This is a genomic window from Caballeronia sp. LZ003, assembly GCF_031451465.1.
In the GTDB taxonomy this organism is placed as follows: Bacteria; Pseudomonadota; Gammaproteobacteria; order Burkholderiales; family Burkholderiaceae; genus Caballeronia.
In genome coordinates this window covers 1,180,744-1,200,020 of the sequence record NZ_JARUXJ010000003.1, presented here as the reverse complement: position 1 = coordinate 1,200,020, position 19,277 = coordinate 1,180,744, and the positions used below count along the sequence as shown (strand labels likewise).

Genomic DNA, 19,277 nt, shown 5'->3' with positions numbered 1-19,277 from the left:
CGCGCGGGAAACGTCATGCCGATCGCCTATCTCCGGGGCCTGACTTCGCCCAGCCGCACGCAGTCGGCCAACCGCCGCCTCGGTTGCGCGCTGGCCTTCGTGGCGGGCGCGGCCAATGCGGGCGGCTTTCTCGCCGTGGGTCAATACACCTCGCACATGTCGGGGCTGGTGTCGTCGATCGCGGATAATTTCGTGCTCGGGCAAGCGGCGCTCGTGTTCTCGGCGATGAGCGCGGTGCTCGCGTTCGTCGCGGGAGCCGCGACTTCCGCGTTGCTCATCAACTGGGGACGCCAGCGCGCGGCGCATAGCGTGTTCGCGGTTCCGCTCGTCCTCGAAGCCTGCCTGTTGCTGGTGTTCGGCGTGCTCGGCGCGAATCTGGAGGCGCATCGTTTCTGGGACGTGCCGATGACCGTCATGCTGCTGTGCTTCGTGATGGGCCTGCAGAACGCGATGATCACCAAGATATCGAAAGCCGAGATTCGCACGACGCATGTGACGGGGCTCGTCACGGATATCGGCATAGAGCTGGGCAAGAGTCTGTATTGGAACCGGCGCGTCGGGCGCGACGACGAGCGCTATGTGCGCGCCAATCATGCGCGGCTCGCGCTCTTGAGTTCGCTTTTCGCGATGTTCATCGCGGGCGGCTTTGCAGGCGCGGTAGGCTTCGCGCATCTCGGGTTCATCGCGACCGTACCGCTTGCGGCCTTGCTGCTGCTCTTTGCGGCGGTGCCGGTGATGGACGATTTATCCGCTGGCCTGAGACGGGCGCGGAAGTAGTCACACTAAAACGGAGACGTTGCATGATCAGGATCGGGACGTTGAGCCTTTTGGCAACGGCCATTTTTTCCATCGGCGCGAGCCAAGCGGCGAATGCGGCGGCGGCGAGCGACAAGGCCATCAGGCAGACCGTCGATCGCACCATCGAGCCCTTGATGGCGCGCAATGGCATTGCGGGCATGGCGGTGGGGATCGTACTCGATGGCAAGACGCATATCTATAACTATGGCGTGGCGTCGAAGGAAGGCGCGAGGCCCGTCACGCGCGATACCTTGTTCGAACTGGGATCGGTGAGCAAGACGTTCACGGCGACGCTCGCTTCCTATGCCGAAGTGACCGGCCATCTTTCTCTCGACGATCACGTGAGCCGCTTCGTGCCGTCGCTGCGCGGCAGCCGTTTCGGCGACGACGTGACGCTCGTCGAACTCGGCACGCACACGCCGGGCGGCTTGCCGCTGCAAGTCCCCGACGACATTCACGACAACGCGCAACTGATCAAGTATTTCGAGGCGTGGAAACCTTCGTGCGAGCCGGGCACGTGCCGCACGTATGCGAATCCGGGTATCGGCATGCTGGGGTTCATCGCGGCGAAGAGCATGAATGCCGATTTCGATCAGCTCATGCAGCAGCGCATTTTTCCGGCGCTGGGATTGAAGAACACGTTCATCGACGTGCCGCCTTCGCGCAAGCACGATTACGCGCAAGGTTATGCGAAGGACGGCGCGCCCATTCGCATGGCGCCGGGCGTGTTGTCGTCGGAGGCTTATGGCGTGAAGTCGACTGCTGGCGACATGACGCGCTTCTTGCTGGCCAACATGAACGAAGCAGGACGTATCGATGCAAAGCTGCAACGCGCGATCGTCGCCACGCATACGGGCTACTTTCAAACCGGGCCAATGACGCAGGATTTGATCTGGGAGCAGTATCCGTATCCGGTCGAACTGCAGGCGTTGCTCGACGGCAATTCATCTTCGATGGCGCTGGAAGCGCATCCCGCCACGCGCCTCGACCCGCCGATGAAACCGCGTCAGGACGTGTGGATCAATAAGACGGGTTCGACCAACGGCTTTGGTGCTTATCTGGCATTCGTGCCGGAAGAGGACGTGGGCATCGTGTTTCTGGCGAACAAGAACTTCCCTATTCCGGAACGCGTCGCGGCGGCGCATGCGATCGTCAAGGCGCTGGATACCGTGAAGTAGGTAACAGATGCGCTGCATCGCGAGAAGCGCATCGACGTCCATAAAGGCGCGTGGGGTTGAGCCGATACCCACGCGCTCAGAACATCACCGTCGCGATTACCGTATCGCTATGACTGGCTGGCGGCGGGGTCGGTTGCGAAGTCGATATTCGACGCCGCACTATTCTCCGAACATGCGTGTGATTGAAAGCGGGCCTGTTACTCTGCCGATCCTGCTCACTTGACGACGTGCGGGAAAAAATCCTGAAGCTATTGATTCATTGTATTTATTTAGGTAATTTTCACCGGCTGGTTAAGCTGGCTCACCTTTGGCGCCGATGTTCGGCGTGCTTGGCATTTCGTCTTTACAAACGCTGGGAATTCCCCTATTTCTGAAGACGGCGCGGCGTCACCTCTAGAAACGCGCCGCCGTTCATCGCGCGAAAGGGTTTCGCCGTCCTCATTCAGAATTCGAAACGATAAACGGAACTGTTGCCATGACCCGAGGATTCACCCGGAAGCTCGTCTGTCTCTTTGCACTTGCTTGGTTGTCCACCTCGCTTGCTCTCGCCTGTACGCGCGCACTGTACGTCGGCGACAAACTCACCATCACGGGCCGCACGATGGACTGGTCCGAAGACATGCGGTCCAACCTTTGGGTGATGCCTGCCGGCATCGAGCGCGATGGCAACGCCGGCGAGCGTTCCACCAAATGGAAAGCGAAGTACGGGAGCGTGGTGGTATCGGGCTACGACATCGGCACCGTGGATGGCATGAACGAACGCGGACTCGTCGCGAATGCGCTTTATCTCGCCGAGAGCGACTACGGCAAACCCGACCCGAAACGCGATCCGCTCTCCATCAGCCTGTGGGCCCAGTACGCGCTCGACAATTTCGCGACGGTCGCGCAAGCGGTCTATGTGCTGAGCCGCGAGCCGTTTCAGATCATCGCGCCGCCTTTGCCGGACGGCAAGCCGCTCACCATCCATCTGGCGCTCTCGGACGCGCGCGGCGACTCCGCGATCTTCGAGTACATCAAGGGCAAGCTGATCATCCATCAAAGCAAGCAGTACAAGGTGGTGACGAATTCACCGGCGTATGAAGACCAGCTCGCCATCGACGCATACTGGAAAGGCGTCAGCGGCACGGCGTTCCTGCCGGGCACGAACCGCGCGGCGGACCGCTTTGTGCGCGCGTCGTTTCTCATGAATTCGATCCCCAAGCAGGCCGACCCGAACTACATGGCGGGCGTGCCGCAGAAGTCGTATCCGTTCCAGGCGGCGGCAAGCGTGATGAGCGTGATGCGTTCGGTGAGCGTGCCGCTCGGCATTCGCTCCGACAACATGCCGAATCTCTCGTCGACGATTTGGCGCACGGTGTCCGACCAGACCAACCTCGTCTATTACTTCGATTCGGCCACGCGCCCGGACACGTTCTGGGTGTCTCTGAGCAAGGTCGATCTGCGCCCGGGCGCGCCGGTGAGGAAGCTGACCATCGACGCGGGCCAAGTGTTCTCGGGCGAGACGGCGGATAAATTCGTGACGACGCCGTCGTTCACCTTCCTGCCCGCGAAAGCGCAGTGACGCCCGTGCGGCGTCCCTCCATCTCAAAATCGAGGCCGGCGCTGCGTCAGCGGTTAAAATAGGCAGCTTTTGCCCTGGTCATATCGTGCAAGCCCAGACGCGCACGGCGCTCAGCGGCCCGGCGCTCGTGCGTCTGCTGGCACGCATCGCCAACCTCGATGTTCACGAACCCGCCGCATCGCTTTCGGACCGCCTGAGCCAATGGCTCGGCTGGACCGATGCGATCGCGCTTTCGACCGCGCTCGCCGATGCGCCGCCGGCGCCTCTCGTGCCAATGCACTCAGGTGCGCACGCGCTGGAAGAAGCCTGCATGCGCATGCGCGCGTCGCTGGTGAATGCCGTCGCGGGCGGCGAGAAGCCTGCAGCCGGACGGCATCGCGCACGCGTGCCGACGCCACCTCCGGACGATCTTTCGCTCGACTTTGCGGCGTTCCGCCAGCGCTATGTGTCCTTGCAGCAGACCATGGAAACCAACATCGGCCCGTTGCGCGGCCGCTTGCGCGCGGCGCTTGCGGCGCAATCGCCCGATCTGGCGCGGCTCGCCGCCGTCGATGCCGTCATGGAACAGGCGTTGAGCGCACGCGAACGCAGCCTGCTCGCGCACGTGCCCGTGTTGCTCGGCAAGTATTTCGAGCGCATGAAGCGCGCAGCCGCGGACCAAGCCGCACCCGTGTCGAATGCCTGGCTCGAGGCCTTTCGCGACGACATGCGCCACGTCTCGCTCGCCGAACTCGAAGTCCGTTTTCAACCGGTCGAAGGGCTGCTTTCCGCCCTTCGAACCCGCTAAAGCCACGCCATGCCTCGCTATATCCTGAATGTCGCCGTCTTTCTCGCTGGTCTTGCCGCCGTTTGCGGAATCGCCATTGGCTATGTCGGCTCGAATGCGCTCGCGTTTTGCGTCACGCTCCTGATCGGCGCGTGCTACCTCGCGGGCGCGGCCGAACTGCAGCGCTATCAGCAAACCACCTATGCATTCGCGCATGCGCTGCGGCAACTCGCCGTCACGCCGAAGAGCCTTGCCGTCTGGCTCGAAAGCCTGCCCGTGGTTCTGCGCAATGCGGTGCGCTTGCGGGTCGAAGGCGAGCGCGCTGCGTTGCCGGCGCCTGTGCTTGCGCCATATCTCGTCGGGTTGCTCGTGTTGCTCGGCATGCTCGGCACGCTGCTCGGCATGGTCGTGACGCTGCGCGGCACCGGCGCGGCGCTGGAAAGCGCGACCGATCTTTCGGCGATCCGCTCGTCGCTCGCGGCGCCGGTTACGGGCCTGAGTTTCGCGTTCGGCACATCGATCGCGGGTGTCGCGACATCGGCCATGCTTGGCCTGCTTTCAGCGCTGTGCCGCCGCGAACGGCTCGACGCCGTGCAGACCCTCGACCTCAAGATTGCGACGACACTGCGCGTATTTACAGAGACGCATCGGCGCGAGGAAGGCCTGAAGCTGATGCAACGGCAGGCCGAACTCATGCCGAAGCTGGTCGATCGCCTGCAAGCGATGATGCACGCCATCGAACAGCAGAGCATCGCGGCAAACGAGCGGCAACTGACCAATCAGGATGCGTTTCATGCCAAAACCGAGACTTCGTATCGGCGGCTGGCGGCATCGGTGGAACAGTCGTTGAAGCAGAGCGTCGCCGACAGCGCGCGCGCCGCGAGCAGCGCGCTGCAACCGATCATGCAATCCGCCATGGACGGCATCGCGGGCGAGACGGCAGCCTTGCACGGCAAGATCGAACAGGCCGTGGCGCGGCAGCTGGATGGCTTGTCGAGCGGCTTCGAGGCTTCGTCGGCGAAAATCGCGGGCATCTGGCAAGACTCGCTCGATAAACATCGGCAGTCGAACGAAGCGCTCGTCACGCGCATGGGCACGTCGCTCGACGGCTTCGCGCAGGGCTTCGAAACGCGCTCGGCCGCGTTGCTCGAAGGCGTATCGGCGCGCATGGAACGCATCACGAGCGGCTTCACGACTTCGGTGACGGAGATCGCGGAGCACTGGAACCAGTCGCTCGCCGGGCATCGAAAGTCGAACGAGGCGTTGATGACGGGAACGCGCGCCGCGCTCGATGGTCTTGCCGAAACGTTCGAACAACGCGCGTCCGGTTTGATCGATGGCGTCGCCGCGCGGCTCGACCACACGTCATCCACGCTCGCCGAAACGTGGAGCGAAGCGCTCACGCAACAGACGCGCACCGGCGAGCATCTCGCCGCGCAACACGAGCAGGCGTTGCTTAACGCGACGGCGAGTTTCCAGGAACACGCCGCTTCGCTGCTGCTCGCCGTCGATCGATCGCACGCCGGTTTGCGCGACGAGATCGCATCGAACAGCGAAGCGCGCCTGAACGCCTGGACCGATGCGCTCGCCACGCTCGCCGCCAACCAGCGAGAACAATGGCAAGAGACGAGCGCGTTCGCCGCCGAGCGTCAACAGAACATCTGCGACACGCTCGCGCGCACCGCGAGCGAGATGGCCGCCGATGCCGAGAAGCGCGCGAGCGGCACCATCGCGAAGATCGAAGGACTGGTCGCGGCGGCGTCGGAAGCGCCGAAGCTCGCCGCCGATGTGATTGCGCAGATGCGCGAGAAACTCAGCGAATCCATGGTCCACGACAACGCCATGCTGGACGAGCGCACGCGCTTGCTCGCCACGCTCGAAACCTTGCTCGATGCGGTGAATCACACGTCGAACGAACAGCGTGTGGCCGTCGATGCGCTCGTCGCTTCGTCATCGGACCTGCTCGCGCGCGTCGGCACGCAGTTCACCGACAAGGTCGAGGCAGAGACCCTCAAACTCGAAACGGTCGCGGCGCAAGTCACGAGCGGCGCGCTCGAAGTCGCGAGTCTCGGCGATGCGCTCGGCGGCGCCGTGCAGTCTTTCGGCGCATCGAACGAACTGCTCGTCGCGCATCTCAAGAGCATCGAGGCCGCGCTCGACAAGTCGCTTGCGCGCAGCGACGAACAGCTTGCCTATTACGTGGCGCAGGCGCGTGAGGTGATCGATCTGAGCACGCTTTCGCAGAAGCAGATCGTCGAAGACCTGCAGCGTATCGCGGGGCAGCGCGCCGCCGGAGCGAAGGCCGCATGAACGAGGAGATCGATGGCGGCGTGGAGGCCGCCGCGCCCATCTGGGCTGCGTTCGCCGATCTCATGTCGGTACTGCTGGGCGCGTTCGTGCTGATCCTGGTCGGCGTCATTGGCGTGCAGTTGCAACTGTCGACGCGGCTGGAAAACGAAGTCAAGCAGCGGCAGATGGAAACGCAGCGCCGCAAGACGCTGGAGCAGGCGCTGGCTGGCCCGCTCGCGTCGGGGCGCGTGACGCTGGTGAACGGGCGCATCGGCATTAGCGGCAGCGTGTTGTTCGCGTTGAATTCCGATCAGTTGCAGCCGCAAGGGCGCGATGTGCTCAAGAGCCTTGCAGGACCGCTTTCCGCCTATCTCGGTTCGCACGAAGAGATTCTGATGGTGAGCGGTTTCGCCGACGATCAGCAGGTGCACGAAGGCAATCGCCGCTTCGCCGACAACTGGGAACTCTCGGCCAAACGCGCCTTGACGGTGACGCGCGCGCTGATCGACGCGGGTGTGCCATCGTCGTCCGTATTCGCGGCGGCGTTCGGCTCCGAGCAGCCGATCAGTTCCAATGCCGACGATCTGGGTCGCGCGAAGAATCGTCGAGTCGAGATTTCAGCGGTGCCGCGGCCGACCAACGGCGGAGTGAAGCGGTGACTGAGCGCTCGCAAGCACGCGCAATGCTCGATGAATGGCGCGTTCAGGGCGATGATCGCGTGAGTCCGCTGCGCTTCGCGTTCATCGATTCGCTCGAACGGAGAACGAGCGCGGAGCGTGGCGAAGCGCGTCGTCTGCTCGATGCACGCTTGCAGGCCTTGCTCCATGACTACGCGCGAGAAGTCGAACTTGCCGCGCCTGTCGAGCCGTCACGAAAGGTTGAAAACACGCCGCTCGCCGTGCTGGTCGCCGACATGAATGCGCGCGTGGCGCATGCCTCACAGAGCGAATTGCTCGAATACTTCCGCGAAGTGTGGGCCCGACTCAGCGCCGAGCAGCGCCTGAACGAGTCTCTCGCGCGGGTGCCGAAAAACGCGGGTCCGCTCAATTCGAGCAGTCTGGTGCATCGTTCGCTTGCATTGATGCGCGAAGTTTCACCCGCTTATTTGCAGCACTTTCTTGCGTATCTGGACGGGCTTTCGTGGATGGAAGAAATGGCGGGCGATGCACCCGCCGTCAAGAAACCCATGCGGGGCAAGGCGGCTCGCGGTTGAGCCGCGCCCGCCCGCATTCGTGCCGTTAGCCCAACCATCCTTTGATGGTTTCGCTCATCACGCGGGTGGAAATGCCATAACGGTCATGCAAGGTCGGTAACGCGCCGGCATCCAGAAATGCATCGGGCAGGGCGATCTGCTTGAACGGCGGCGCGACGCCAGCGTTCAGCAACGCGGCAGCGACACCTTCGCCAAGCCCTCCGATCACCGTGTGATTCTCGGCCACGACCACGAGCCGTCCCGAACGCCGCGCTTCGCGCACGATGGTCTCAGTGTCGAGCGGCTTGATGGTCGGCACGTGCAGCACCGCGACATCCACGTTGTCGGCTTCGAGCGCCTTCGCGGTTTCCAGCGCGCGCATGGTCATGATCCCGGACGAGATCATCAGCACGTCGGCGCCATCGCGCAGAAGCTTCGCCTTGCCGAGTTCGAACTGATAGTCGTATTCGTCGAGCACGGCGGGCACGTTGCCGCGCAACAGGCGCGCATACACCGGCCCTTTGTGCGCGGCGATGGCGGGCACCATCTGCTCGATATCGAGCGCGTCGCACGGATCGATCACGGTCATGTTGGGCATGGCGCGCATCAACGCAATGTCTTCGGCGGCCTGATGGCTCGGACCGTAACCCGTGGTGAGCCCCGGCAATGCGCAGACGATCTTCACATCGAGATTGTCTTCGGCGATAGTCTGGTGGATGAAGTCATACGCGCGCCGCGTCGCGAATACGGCATAGGTCGTGACGAACGGCTGCGCGCCTTCATGTGCGAAGCCGGATGCCGCGCCCATCAGCAACTGCTCGGCCATGCCCATCTGGTAGAAGCGCTCGGGAAACTCCTTCGCGAAGATATGCAGGTCCGTGTACTTGCCGAGATCGGCCGTCATGCCGATCACATTGCTCTTGGTGCGTGCGAGTTCCACCAGCGCGTGTCCGAAGGGCGCCGAGCGCGTGAGCTGTCCTTCGCTCGCGATGGACGCGATCATCGCCGATGTCTTCAGGCGCGGCTTTTGTGTCAGCGTATCGCTCATGCTTGTCTCCCTTGTTCAAGTGCCTGCAGCGCCAGTTGCCATTCGTCGGCATCGACACGGATGAAGTGGTTCTTCTCGCGCTCTTCGAGAAACGGCACGCCGCAGCCCATGCGCGTATCGCACACGATGATGCGCGGCTTCGCTTCCTTCAGATTGCGCGCGTTATCGAACGCTTGTTTGACGGCGTCGATGTCGTTGCCAGTCACGCGCTGCACAGACCAGCCGAACGCTTCGAGCTTCGGCACGAGCGGCTCGAACGCCATGATCTGCGTCGAGGGTCCGTCCGCCTGCTGATTGTTCACGTCGATCATGGCGATGAGGTTGTCGAGCTTCCAGTGCGATGCCGACATCAGCCCTTCCCAGATCGCGCCTTCGTCCAATTCGCCATCGGAAAAGAGCGTGTAGACAAAAGACTTCGATCCTTTACGCTTGAGACCGAGGCAACGGCCGACCGCGATCGTGAGCCCTTGTCCGAGCGAGCCGCCCGACATTTCCATGCCTGGCGTATAGCTCGCCATGCCGGACATGGGCAGACGGCTGTCGTCGCTGCCGTAGGTCTCGAGTTCCGCTTGCGGCAGGATGCCCGCTTCGAAGAGCGCAGCGTACAGCGCGATTGCATAGTGACCGTTGGACAAGAGGAAGCGGTCGCGCTCTTCCCATTCGGGATCTTCGGGGCGATAGTTCATCGCGCCGAAGTAAGCGACGGCCAGCACGTCGGCGATATCGAGCGCCTGGCCGATATACCCTTGACCTTGCACTTCGCCCATCAACAACGCATTGCGGCGGATACGGTAGGCACGCTCGGCGAGCGTGACCTCTTCGATGACTGCACTACTCATGATGTTTGTCTCCTTGAAAAATCTTTAGCGGTTCACGGTCTTGGCGGGCACGAGAAAGACCAGCGCCGCGCCCACGACGATTGCAATCGAGATGAAGATGAGACCGGCCGTCGATTTGCCCGTGAAGTCATTCAGCCAGCCGACGATGGCCGGAGAAAAGAAGCCCGCGAGATTGGCGAAGCAGTTAACCGCGGCAATGCCCGCCGCCGCCGACATGCCGCCCAGCACGGCCGTTGGCAAAGACCAGAATTGCGCCGATGAACTCAGGATGCCTGCCGCCGCCACGCTCACACAGATGATCGACGCGCTCACGCTGCCAAGCGTCGGCAAGGTGGCGAACGCCGCTGCGGCGATGAGCATGGGAATGGCCAGATGCAGGCGCCGCTCGCGGCGTTTGTCGGCGCTCGAACCGATGAGCGGCAGCGCGATGATGGCGCACAGATACGGAATCGCGGTGAAGATGCCGACCCACAGCGGGTCCGCCACGCCGGCACGTCGCACGATGGTCGGCAGCCAGAACGTGAGCCCATACTGTCCGAGCACGACGCAGAAGTAGATCGATGCCATCAGCCACAAGCGACGGTCGCCGATGAACGCGCGAATCGATACGTGCTGCACGGTCTGCGCATTGTCCTTTTCGACGTTGCGGGCGAGCAGGGCTTTCTCCGCATCCGTGAGCCACTTGGCTTGCGCAATGCTGTTGTCGAGATAGAAAAGGATCGCGACGCCGAGAAAGAGCGAAGGCAACGCTTCGAGCATGAAGAGCCACTTCCATCCGGCAAGTCCGTGCGCACCGGCAAGCGCATGCATGATCCAGCCGGAGAGCGGACCGCCGACCATGCCTGCGAGCGGAATCGCCATGAAGAACAGCGACAATGCCTTGGCGCGCCGCGCAGCGGGAAACCAGTACGTGAGATAGAGAATCACGCCCGGCGCGAAGCCCGCCTCGGCGACACCGAGCAGAAAGCGCAGGACATAGAACATCGTCGGCGACTTGACGAACACGAAGCTCGCCGAGATCACCGCCCACGTGAGCATGATGCGCGCAAGCCAGTTGCGCGCGCCGACTCGATGAAGAACGAGATTGCTCGGTACCTCGAAGAGGAAGTAACCAAGGAAGAAGATGCCTGCGCCCACGCCGTAGATGGTTTCGCTGAAGCGCAGGTCATTGAGCATCTGCAATTTGGCGAAGCCGACGTTGACGCGATCCAGATACGCGCCGAGATAGCACAGCATCAGAAAGGGGATGAGTCGCCGTCCGACCTTGGCGTAAGTCTGCGCTTCGAAGCTCGTGGAATCGGCAGGGGAAGCAAATTCGGCCGTGGCGGCCGGCGCGGAATATTTCGGTTTCATGCTTGTCTCCAATGGACCGGAAAAGCGCCTGCGCGTTGATCCGGTCACGTGCCCCGGTTGGTCCGGGTGCGTATCTGAGGTCGAATGCTTAGTGAATCAGCATGCCGCCGTTCACGTCGAGTGTGACTCCGGTAAGGTAGGAAGAGAGGCCGCTCGTGAGAAAGAGGCAGGCGTTGGCGATATCGGCGGCGTCGCCCAGACGTCCGAGCGGAATGCCCTTGATGATGTCCGTGCGCATTTCAGGCGTGAGCTTGTCGCCCGTGATGTCGGTCTGGATCAGGCCCGGCGTGATGGAGTTCACGCGGATGTGGTCGGGGCCGAGTTCGCGCGCCATCGCGCGGGCAAGACCGAGCACGCCCGCTTTGGCCGCGCTGTAATGCGGGCCGCCGAAGATGCCGCCGCCGCGCTGCGCGGAGACCGACGACATGCAGACGATCGAGCCTTGCTGCTGCTTCTTCATCTGCGGAATCACGGCTTGCGACATATGGAGCGTGCCGCGCAGATTCACGCCGATGACCGCATCGAAATTGTCCGCGCTGATTTCCAGCGTCTTGATCGGTTGCGTGATGCCCGCGTTGTTGATGAGCGCATCGATACGCCCGTATTTCTCGATGGTCGCGTTGGCGGCATCGACGCAGGCGGCTTTGTCGGTGACGTCGCAGGCAAGACCGAGATGGCCGTCGCCGAGATCGCTCGCGGCGCTTTCGGCATCGGCCTGACGCAGATCGAGAATGACGATGCGCGCGCCTTCCGCCGCGAGCGCCCTGGCCGTTGCCTTGCCGATCCCGCGCGCCGAAGCCGCGCCCGTGACGATCACTACCTGGTTGTCGAGCAGCATGTTTGTCTCCGTTGGTTGTCTGGTGTGGATGCAGTGTCTTCGCGTTCCACATGACGATCAACGGAGTTTGTCTCAGCTGTTGCTGAGAAATTTTCAGGTGTTCGCGGCGCCTTTCACTACGGGCCTCGAGGGCTGTCACCGTCTCTCACGGCCTCGTTCAATCTCCTGGTCCATCCACGCGAGAAACTTCGCGACGCGCGGCAGGTCCGCGTTCTGACTGGGGTATACCAGATGATGCGCGCCGACTTCGACGGCATACTCGCGCCCGAATACCGGCACGAGCGAACCGCGTTCGAGATGCACGGAGGCGAGCATGGTGCTTTCGAGCGCGATGCCATGACCGAGCGCGGCGGCTTCGAGCGACATGTAGGAGCGATCGAAGGAGAAATCGAACGCCTTGCGCCGCGTTGCCACGCCGAACTTGCCGAACCACTGCTGCCATTGCACGAGCGGCGACTCGGAGAAGATCAGCCTGTGTTCGATCAGATCGTCGGGCGATGCCACCGGATAGCGTTCCAGATACGCGGGAGATGCAAGCGGCGCAATGGTTTCGTGACGCAGGGTTCTGACTTCGATATCGGTCCAGTGCCCGTAGCCGTGACGGACATCGACATCGTAAAAACCCGAGGTAAAGGACACGTTTTCATAGGAGCACGCGAGGTTCATCTGGATATCGCCATTCGCCTCCTGGAACGCGGCGAGGCGCGGCAAGAGCCACATGAGGCCGAAGCTCGGACTCGAATGAATGCGTAGTATCTCGACCGATGTTTCGCTCGATGCCCGCTCGGTTGCGCGGTTGAGTTCGGCGAGCGCGCCGGTGACATCGGCGAGATATTGCGTGCCGGTGGGCGTGAGAACGAGGCCGCGTCCGAGCCGCGTGAAAAGCGCGCGGCCCACGATGCTCTCTAGATTCGCGAGCTGATGACTGACCGCGGAGGGCGTGAGGCCGAGTTCATCGGCGGCGCGGTTGACGCTCTTGGTGCGGGCGACGCTTTCGAACGCGATGATCGACTTCAGGGGAGGAAGGCGCATGGATGCGAGCGTGGAGTTGTCGAGAAGCGGGGCGGTGAAGTTTAGCTCGATTCGTGGGGCATACGCAGTGCAATGGACTTGCAAAGCACAGCCATTTCAGCGCCGCGGGAAGACTTGCGAAACGAATGCTTCCTTCTCTCGACAGGCCGCTAACCGCGCTCCCTACCCACCCGTCCCATCAGATAAAACTCCTCGTTCGGCCGCATGGAGATCACGTTCGCCATGCGGTTCGACAACCCGAAAAACGCCGTGATCGCCGCGATATCCCACGCGTCTTCATCGCTAAAACCGTGTTCGCGCAGCGTGGCAAAGTCTCTATCCTCCACCGTGCCTGAGGCCTGGCAGACCTTCAACGCGAAATCGAGCATGGCCTTTTGACGCGGCGTGATGTCCGCCTTGCGATGATTCACCGCGACCTGATCCGCCACCAGCGCATTCTTCTCGTAGATGCGCAGAATCGCGCCATGCGCGACCACGCAGTAAAGGCAATCGTTCACCGCGCTCGTCGCCACCACGATCATCTCGCGCTCGCCCTTGGTCAGCCCGCCGTCCTTCAGCATCAGCGCATCGTGATACGCGAAGAACGCACGAAACTCGTCGGGCCTGTGCGCAAGCGTCAGGAACACATTCGGCACGAAGCCAGCCTTCTCCTGCACTTCGAGAATGCGCGCACGGATATCGTCCGGCCACGCTTGCGGATCGGGAACGGGGTAGCGGCTGATGGGACGCGTGGTCATCGTTTCTCCGGTCATGGCTTCATCGCGCGACGGTCAGCGACGAAAGCAGCTTCAATAAACTATCCACGTTGACGGGCTTCACGAAGTGATAGTCGAAACCTGCCGACTGCGCGCGCAAGCGATCCTCCGCTTGCCCGTAGCCGGTAATCGCGATCAGCATGGGCGCACGTTCGCCCTTGCGCCGCAAGCGCCGCGCCAGTTCGTATCCGTCGATATCCGGCAAGCCGATGTCGAGCAGCGCGACATCCGGATGAAACGGCGGCGCGGCATCAAGCGCTTCGGCCGACGAATACGCCACGCGCGCCTTGTGTCCTTCGGATTCGCACAGCATGGCGAGCGAATCGGCGGCATCGCGATTGTCATCGACCACGAGTATGCGCAACGAAGCATTCGCTTTCGGCGCTTCGGTATCCGACAACGCGCGCGCGGAATGCCGCTCATGATGATGAAGCCGTGGCAGCCGCACCGTAACCGTCGTGCCGAGTCCCGGTCCCGGACTTTGCACGGTGATGGTTCCCTTGTGCATCTCCACGAGCTTCTTCACGAGCGAAAGGCCGATGCCAAGCCCGCCATTCGAGCGGTCCAGCGTGCGCTCGCCCTGCGAGAACAGCTCGAAAACCTTGGGCAGAAGGTCCGCCGAAATGCCCGTGCCGCTATCCGCGATGACGATCGAAACCCACTGCGCATCCGCCTGAACACTCACCGAAATGCGCCCCTGTTCGGGCGTGTACTTGCTCGCGTTATTGAGCACGTTGACGAGGATTTGCGAGAGCCGCGTGACATCGCCGCAGACCCAGGTGGTGGCATCGGGGACATCGACGGCAATATGCTGCGAGCGCGCCTCGACCATGCCGGCAATCGCCTCGACCGCGTGATACACCGCCGTGCCCACGAGTATCGGCTCCACTTGCAGCGCAATGCGCCCCTGCGTGATGCGCGACACTTCGAGCAGGTCATCGACGATACGCGTCATATGCTCCACTTGTCTGCGCATGAGGTCGATCATCTCGCGCGTTTGCGCCTCGACGTCGTGATCCTTTTGCACGAGGGCAATCGCCGTGCGCAGCGGCGCGAGCGGATTGCGCAATTCATGCGCGAGCATTGCGAGAAACTCGTCCTTGCGACGGCCGGCCTCGCGCAACATGAGTTCCATGTGCTTGCGTTCGGTGATGTCGATCACGCTTCCGATGATGCGCAACGGCACGCCGTCCTTACTGCGCTGAAGCAGGGCGCTGCCCTGCATCCACTGTTCCCCGTGCATCGTCTGCACACGAAACTCGAACTGGCTGCCCGGATCTTCGCCGGATGCCACGCGCCGCACGTAGTGGTCGAGCGTCGCGGCATCGTCGGGATGCACGCGGGCGAGCGCCGCGTCATACGTGATCGTGTCGTTCACCTGCCATTCGCCGCCGGTTTCGAAGAGGAGCGTCCAGGTTTCGAGTTCGAGCGAAACGATATGAATCTTGGCCGCCTGCATCGCCACCGTAAGACGCAGGCTGCGCGCTTCGATGGCGGCCTGCGCCTCGTATTGTGGCGTGACGTCGGTGGTCGTGCCGAACCATTCCTGCAGGGCGCCCTGATGATCGTAAAGCGGCGCGGCATGCGCCTGCACGATGCGGTAGGTGCCATCGCGTCTGAACATGCGGAACGTGAGCGTGAGCGCGTTGCCTTGTCGCACGGCGTCGAGCCACGTGCTGCGCGTGCGCTCGCGGTCGTCGGGATGCACGAAGTCGAGCCAGCCGAAGCCCATCAGACGATCGGGCGGCGCGCCCGTGAACTTCTCCCAGTCGCCGCCGGAGGGGCGAATAGCGCCGTTGGCATCGGCGGACCAGACGAGCGCATCCGTCGATTCGACGAGCGCCCGATATCGTCGCTCGGAACGGCTCAGACGCTCTTCGTCCGCGCGCTGTTCGCTTATATCGAAGCTCACTCCGTAGACGCGCGTCAGCACGCCATGCCGGTCGAACTCGGGATGCCCGCGCATGCGCAGCCAGCGATGCTCGGACTGATCGCCATCGAGCATGAAATCGAACTCGAACGGACCGCCGTCGCGCAGTGCTTCGGTGAGCATGCGCTGGAACGGCTCACGATATTCCGGCGCAACGCGATCCCACACTTCCGAGAGCATGACGGCCTCGGTGCCCGGCGGAAACGAATAGAGCGCAGCGAGTTGCGCGGTCATGCGCACCACGCGCGTTTTCATGTCCCATTCCCACGCGCCCATGCGCGCGCCCGCGAACGCAGCCTGCAAACGCCGTTCGCTTGCTTCGTACAAGGCCCATGCATGCCGCGATTCGTGGATGTCGATGGCCACGCCGACCGTATCGCCGAACTCGCCTTCGTCGTCGCGACGCGCCTGTAAGTGAAGCGTATGCCAACGGTAAGCGCCGTCCGCGCGCAAGAGACGCACATCGACATTGCGTAGCAGCGTGCCGTCGCGCATTTGACGGAGCGCATCGAGCACGGGCGGGATGTCGTCGGGATGAACGAAGGCGTCCCAGTGACGGCCTTCGAGTTCCGGCATGGCAATGCCGAGATACCGGCAAGCCCATGGATTGGCGTAGCGGATAGTGCCGTCTCGCGCCGCACGCCAGACGAAGGACGGCAGGAAATGAGCAGGATCGTGCATGGGCGTCTTTGCTTCGAATCACCGGCAAGACGCGTTGCCTGGTGCGATATATGGTTGTGAGCTAGGGGTCGTACCAATAGCTTAGGGATACCATACATCAAAGCGCGGCAACATCGGCGCTTCCGAGCAAGTTCAACACTCGGTAGTCCGTGTGATTCGGTACAAAGTGCGCTGCGAACGCCCGTTCGCGGCGCTATGTACTCTGCACTTCGTTAAGAGAACTAGCCTGCTTCGCCGACGTCTTTCGGATCGGGCAGCTTGCCTCCTTCGCTGCCCTTGGCGGGTTCTGGCTCGTTCTTCAGTTCGCTTTTCTGCTCATCGGAAAGACGCCGGTCAGCCACGTTCGGATCTTCGCTCGTCTGCTTCGGCGGCGTCTGTCGTTCGTTTTGCTCGCTCATGTGCGCTCCACGCGTTGGGTTCGATGGAGCATGTTGCACGCGGCGTGCCCAGGCTTCTAGCGTTACTCGTCGATGGTCCCGTGCACGCCTTGCTCGCCATGCTTCCAGTACGCCGAAGCCCGAATGCGCCGCTTGTCGAGACCGCGTTCGTTGCACAGCAACTGGCGCACTGCGCGCATGAGCGTGGCTTCGCCGGCGGCCCAGACGTATCCGTCGCCTTCGGGCAGATACGTGTAGCGCAAGGCGTGCAAGAGCGCGGCATGTGCATCGTCGCTGTCGCTGCGATAAATCCACTGCGCGAAGAGATCGGCACGCGTGTCGAGTTCAATATGCGCCGATAAGTCCGCCGCCTGAATCAGCGTGGCGACGCGTGTACCGGCAGGCAATTCCTCGAGCCGCCGCGCGATGGCGGGCAGGGCGGTTTCATCGCCGATCAAGAGATGCCAGTCGAATTGCGCGGGAATGACGAACGAGCCACGCGGCCCGCCGATGCCGAGGTACTGCCCTGGCTTGGCTTGTGCCGCCCACGCCGTGGCCGGCCCGGCTTCGTGCATGGCGAACTCGAGGTCGAGCTCGCGCGCGGCGCGATCGAAGCGGCGCGGCGTGAAATCTCGCGCGACGGGGCGCGGCTTGTCCGGATCGAACACTGGACCATTCGGGCCTGCTTGCGGCACTACGGGCTTGTCCTCGCCCGGCAGCGGGAAAAACACCTTGACGTGGTCGTCGAACGAGGCGCTTTCGAAGTCGGCGAGATCGTCGCCTCGAAGCGTCACGCGCACCAAATGAGGGTTGAGCGTGGCAACCTGCGTGACTTGCAGCAAGCGAAACTTGAGCGCATGCCGCACGCGCATGACTTCCAGTTCGGGACGGTGTTGCAGTGCGGATTCTGTCATCGTGTGTCGCTCCTTTACGCCTGCTTGGGCGCGGGATTCTGTTCGATCTCGGCGGTCGCGCGCGCCAGAATTTCGGCGATACGGCGTTGCTCGTCCGGCGAAACATCGGTGCGCAAGACCAGCGCACGTTTCAGCGCTCGGCGCGCGGCGATCAGCTCGGGCGTCCAGCCGTTGTCGGCGGCGGTATCGTCGCTTTCCTCGCCGGCATAGGCGCGGCGCACGAGGTCCATCTTGCGGGCAAAGTGCGTGAGCTTCGCGAGCATCAGGTCGATGCGTTCGCGGTTCGCTTCCAGATAGTCGCGGCCCGCGTCGGACAGCGCGTAGCGCTTGCGGTTGCCTTCCACTTCGACAGTCGCGTAGCCGATTTCTTCCAGGTATGTCAGCGCCGGATAGACCATGCCGGGGCTCGGGGCATAGAAACCGTTCGAACGGTCTTCGAGCGCCTTGATGAGTTCGTAACCGTGACGCGGCGCCTCGGCCAGCATGGCGAGCAGCAGCAGTTGCAGGTCGTCCGAGGAGAACTTGCGGCCGCGCGGCATGCCGTCTTCGCCGCCGAAGCCACCGCGTCCGCCACGGCCACCGAAGCCGCCGCCAAAGCCGCCGCCGAAGCGGTCGTCTCCGCCGCCACCTCCGCGTCCGTGCCGGCCGATCAGCCCCAGGCGGGAAAAGGCGAAACGCTCGACCCACTCGGGCGCGTTGCGAATGTCGAAGGGAAAATCGAAGCCAGCCGCGCGAGAACCCGCGTCGCGCCCGCGATGAAAACATTTGGATCGCATGAGATCACTCCTTAGATATCGTAAAACATATCTAAAGATATATATCGTAAGAGCGTCTGTCAAGCGACTATTTCACGATAAGCAACCGTCCGGCGATGCCACCTACAATTCTTCGATATTCACCCCTACCTAACACGCAGGAAACTCAGATGACTCACTTCCGCTCCGTCGCCCTTGAACACGCAAGCCGGTTGATCAATCACGGACCCACCGTGCTCGTCACGAGCGTTCATGGCGAACGTCGCGACGTGATGGCCGCGGCCTGGTCGATGCCGGTCGAATTCACGCCGCCGCGCATCGCCGTGGTCATCGACAAGAGCACTTACACGCGTGAACTCGCGATGGCGAGCGGCGTTTTCGGCGTCGTCATTCCGGGCGCGGCGGCTATCGACTTGACGTTTGCGGTCGGCTCGACGAGCGGACGCGAGATCGACAAGTTCAAGACTTTCGGGATCGAGACGATAAAAGGACCAGTGCTCGGTCTTCCGTTGATCGAGACGAACTGTGCGGCATGGCTGGAATGCCGGCTCATCAGCGAGCCGCATACCGAAGACACCTATGACACGTGCTTTGCCGAAGTCGTGTCCGCTGCGGCCGACGAACGCATTTTCTCTAACGGTCATTGGAACGTGGATGACTCCAATGCGTCGCTGCATACCATCCATCATCTTGGCGCGGGCAAGTTCGTGCGCGGCTCATCCATGCAGCAAGCCAAGCCGCTCGCGCGATAAAACTTGCCGCTTGTCGAGGCTGTCGTCGGTCGATCTGACTCGCCCTTGTACGCCTTTAGAGCGCACGTTCTAAGCGTGAATTAAAAGGTCTAAAGAATCTCTTTTCCCGGTCGTTAAGCAGTCGACGAACGCGAGGCACCGATGGTGCACTTGCGTCGCAAATAACAAGCACGCGATCCGTCACATGAACTCGGACGTGTGCGATAGGTGGGTGAGGAC

Annotated in this window: 18 protein-coding genes; 8 read left to right on the top strand and 10 right to left on the bottom strand. The window is 62.5% G+C overall.

Translation table 11 applies throughout. The features are described from left to right. Nucleotides 1-15 precede the first annotated feature (15 nt). From QCE79_RS22645 to QCE79_RS22615, 7 genes are all read left to right on the top strand, one after another. Nucleotides 16-777 (top strand): YoaK family protein, encoded by a 762-nt coding sequence (locus QCE79_RS22645; RefSeq protein ID WP_244830159.1) that lies wholly within the window; start codon nt 16-18, stop codon nt 775-777. 23 nt (nt 778-800) lie between these two features. Then, nucleotides 801-1,976, top strand: a complete 1,176-nt coding sequence (ampC, locus tag QCE79_RS22640; RefSeq protein ID WP_284503438.1) for a class C beta-lactamase — start codon at nt 801-803, stop codon at nt 1,974-1,976. Between the two features lie 475 nt (nt 1,977-2,451). Next, nucleotides 2,452-3,537, top strand: a complete 1,086-nt coding sequence (locus QCE79_RS22635) for a linear amide C-N hydrolase (RefSeq protein ID WP_250494111.1) — start codon at nt 2,452-2,454, stop codon at nt 3,535-3,537. An 82-nt stretch (nt 3,538-3,619) separates the two neighbouring features. Next, nucleotides 3,620-4,324 (top strand): DUF3348 domain-containing protein, encoded by a 705-nt coding sequence (locus tag QCE79_RS22630; protein ID WP_309848262.1) that lies wholly within the window; start codon nt 3,620-3,622, stop codon nt 4,322-4,324. A gap of 9 nt (nt 4,325-4,333) precedes the next feature. After that, nucleotides 4,334-6,613, top strand: coding sequence for a DUF802 domain-containing protein (locus QCE79_RS22625; protein ID WP_309848091.1), 2,280 nt, complete (start codon nt 4,334-4,336; stop codon nt 6,611-6,613). Beyond that, nucleotides 6,610-7,251 (top strand): OmpA family protein, encoded by a 642-nt coding sequence (locus tag QCE79_RS22620; RefSeq protein WP_244830162.1) that lies wholly within the window; start codon nt 6,610-6,612, stop codon nt 7,249-7,251. Before QCE79_RS22625 ends, QCE79_RS22620 begins: the two co-directional genes overlap by 4 nt. After that, nucleotides 7,248-7,805: a DUF2894 domain-containing protein gene (locus QCE79_RS22615; RefSeq protein ID WP_309848088.1), complete on the top strand. Its 558-nt coding sequence runs from the start codon at nt 7,248-7,250 to the stop codon at nt 7,803-7,805. Before QCE79_RS22620 ends, QCE79_RS22615 begins: the two co-directional genes overlap by 4 nt. 25 nt (nt 7,806-7,830) lie before the next feature. On the opposite strand, the gene QCE79_RS22610 is transcribed toward QCE79_RS22615, so the two are convergent. The 10 genes from QCE79_RS22610 to QCE79_RS22565 form a co-directional block, all read right to left on the bottom strand. Then, nucleotides 7,831-8,832 (bottom strand): transketolase family protein, encoded by a 1,002-nt coding sequence (locus QCE79_RS22610; protein WP_309848086.1) that lies wholly within the window; start codon nt 8,830-8,832, stop codon nt 7,831-7,833. Next, nucleotides 8,829-9,671, bottom strand: a complete 843-nt coding sequence (locus QCE79_RS22605; protein ID WP_309848084.1) for a transketolase — start codon at nt 9,669-9,671, stop codon at nt 8,829-8,831. Before QCE79_RS22605 ends, QCE79_RS22610 begins: the two co-directional genes overlap by 4 nt. A gap of 24 nt (nt 9,672-9,695) precedes the next feature. Then, nucleotides 9,696-11,024 (bottom strand): MFS transporter, encoded by a 1,329-nt coding sequence (locus tag QCE79_RS22600; protein WP_244830166.1) that lies wholly within the window; start codon nt 11,022-11,024, stop codon nt 9,696-9,698. Nucleotides 11,025-11,112: 88 nt separating this feature from the next. Next, nucleotides 11,113-11,862 (bottom strand): SDR family NAD(P)-dependent oxidoreductase, encoded by a 750-nt coding sequence (locus QCE79_RS22595; RefSeq protein WP_250510696.1) that lies wholly within the window; start codon nt 11,860-11,862, stop codon nt 11,113-11,115. 135 nt (nt 11,863-11,997) lie between these two features. Next, complete coding sequence (locus tag QCE79_RS22590; RefSeq protein ID WP_244830168.1) at nt 11,998-12,894, bottom strand: LysR substrate-binding domain-containing protein; 897 nt, start codon at nt 12,892-12,894, stop codon at nt 11,998-12,000. A gap of 149 nt (nt 12,895-13,043) precedes the next feature. Next, nucleotides 13,044-13,631: a peroxidase-related enzyme gene (locus tag QCE79_RS22585; protein WP_250527897.1), complete on the bottom strand. Its 588-nt coding sequence runs from the start codon at nt 13,629-13,631 to the stop codon at nt 13,044-13,046. A gap of 19 nt (nt 13,632-13,650) precedes the next feature. Next, on the bottom strand, nt 13,651-16,260 hold the full coding sequence (locus tag QCE79_RS22580) for a PAS domain-containing protein (protein ID WP_250468400.1): 2,610 nt from the start codon (nt 16,258-16,260) through the stop codon (nt 13,651-13,653). Between the two features lie 221 nt (nt 16,261-16,481). Beyond that, nucleotides 16,482-16,658, bottom strand: a complete 177-nt coding sequence (locus tag QCE79_RS22575) for a hypothetical protein (protein ID WP_244830173.1) — start codon at nt 16,656-16,658, stop codon at nt 16,482-16,484. Nucleotides 16,659-16,720: 62 nt separating this feature from the next. Then, nucleotides 16,721-17,551 carry a siderophore-interacting protein gene (locus QCE79_RS22570; protein ID WP_309848080.1) on the bottom strand — a complete coding sequence of 277 codons (831 nt, stop codon included), beginning with the start codon at nt 17,549-17,551 and terminating at the stop codon, nt 16,721-16,723. A 14-nt stretch (nt 17,552-17,565) separates the two neighbouring features. Further along, nucleotides 17,566-18,327 carry a PadR family transcriptional regulator gene (locus tag QCE79_RS22565; protein WP_244830175.1) on the bottom strand — a complete coding sequence of 254 codons (762 nt, stop codon included), beginning with the start codon at nt 18,325-18,327 and terminating at the stop codon, nt 17,566-17,568. Between the two features lie 149 nt (nt 18,328-18,476). Between QCE79_RS22565 and QCE79_RS22560 the strand changes: the two genes are divergently transcribed. After that, a complete protein-coding gene (locus tag QCE79_RS22560) occupies nt 18,477-19,058 on the top strand; it encodes a flavin reductase family protein (RefSeq protein ID WP_309848079.1) in 582 nt (193 codons plus the stop codon). The last annotated feature ends 219 nt before the right edge of the window (nt 19,059-19,277 follow it).

What these genes read in the sequence shown, in the direction of transcription:
- QCE79_RS22645 (WP_244830159.1), top strand. Translation starts at nt 16, where the DNA reads ATGCCGATCGCCTATCTCCGGGGCCTGACTTCGCCCAGCCGCACGCAG.
- ampC (WP_284503438.1), top strand. Translation starts at nt 801, where the DNA reads ATGATCAGGATCGGGACGTTGAGCCTTTTGGCAACGGCCATTTTTTCC.
- QCE79_RS22635 (WP_250494111.1), top strand. Translation starts at nt 2,452, where the DNA reads ATGACCCGAGGATTCACCCGGAAGCTCGTCTGTCTCTTTGCACTTGCT.
- QCE79_RS22625 (WP_309848091.1), top strand. Translation starts at nt 4,334, where the DNA reads ATGCCTCGCTATATCCTGAATGTCGCCGTCTTTCTCGCTGGTCTTGCC.
- QCE79_RS22620 (WP_244830162.1), top strand. Translation starts at nt 6,610, where the DNA reads ATGAACGAGGAGATCGATGGCGGCGTGGAGGCCGCCGCGCCCATCTGG.
- QCE79_RS22610 (WP_309848086.1), bottom strand. Translation starts at nt 8,832, where the DNA reads ATGAGCGATACGCTGACACAAAAGCCGCGCCTGAAGACATCGGCGATG.
- QCE79_RS22605 (WP_309848084.1), bottom strand. Translation starts at nt 9,671, where the DNA reads ATGAGTAGTGCAGTCATCGAAGAGGTCACGCTCGCCGAGCGTGCCTAC.
- QCE79_RS22600 (WP_244830166.1), bottom strand. Translation starts at nt 11,024, where the DNA reads ATGAAACCGAAATATTCCGCGCCGGCCGCCACGGCCGAATTTGCTTCC.
- QCE79_RS22595 (WP_250510696.1), bottom strand. Translation starts at nt 11,862, where the DNA reads ATGCTGCTCGACAACCAGGTAGTGATCGTCACGGGCGCGGCTTCGGCG.
- QCE79_RS22590 (WP_244830168.1), bottom strand. Translation starts at nt 12,894, where the DNA reads ATGCGCCTTCCTCCCCTGAAGTCGATCATCGCGTTCGAAAGCGTCGCC.
- QCE79_RS22585 (WP_250527897.1), bottom strand. Translation starts at nt 13,631, where the DNA reads ATGACCACGCGTCCCATCAGCCGCTACCCCGTTCCCGATCCGCAAGCG.
- QCE79_RS22580 (WP_250468400.1), bottom strand. Translation starts at nt 16,260, where the DNA reads ATGCACGATCCTGCTCATTTCCTGCCGTCCTTCGTCTGGCGTGCGGCG.
- QCE79_RS22575 (WP_244830173.1), bottom strand. Translation starts at nt 16,658, where the DNA reads ATGAGCGAGCAAAACGAACGACAGACGCCGCCGAAGCAGACGAGCGAA.
- QCE79_RS22570 (WP_309848080.1), bottom strand. Translation starts at nt 17,551, where the DNA reads ATGACAGAATCCGCACTGCAACACCGTCCCGAACTGGAAGTCATGCGC.
- QCE79_RS22565 (WP_244830175.1), bottom strand. Translation starts at nt 18,327, where the DNA reads ATGCGATCCAAATGTTTTCATCGCGGGCGCGACGCGGGTTCTCGCGCG.
- QCE79_RS22560 (WP_309848079.1), top strand. Translation starts at nt 18,477, where the DNA reads ATGACTCACTTCCGCTCCGTCGCCCTTGAACACGCAAGCCGGTTGATC.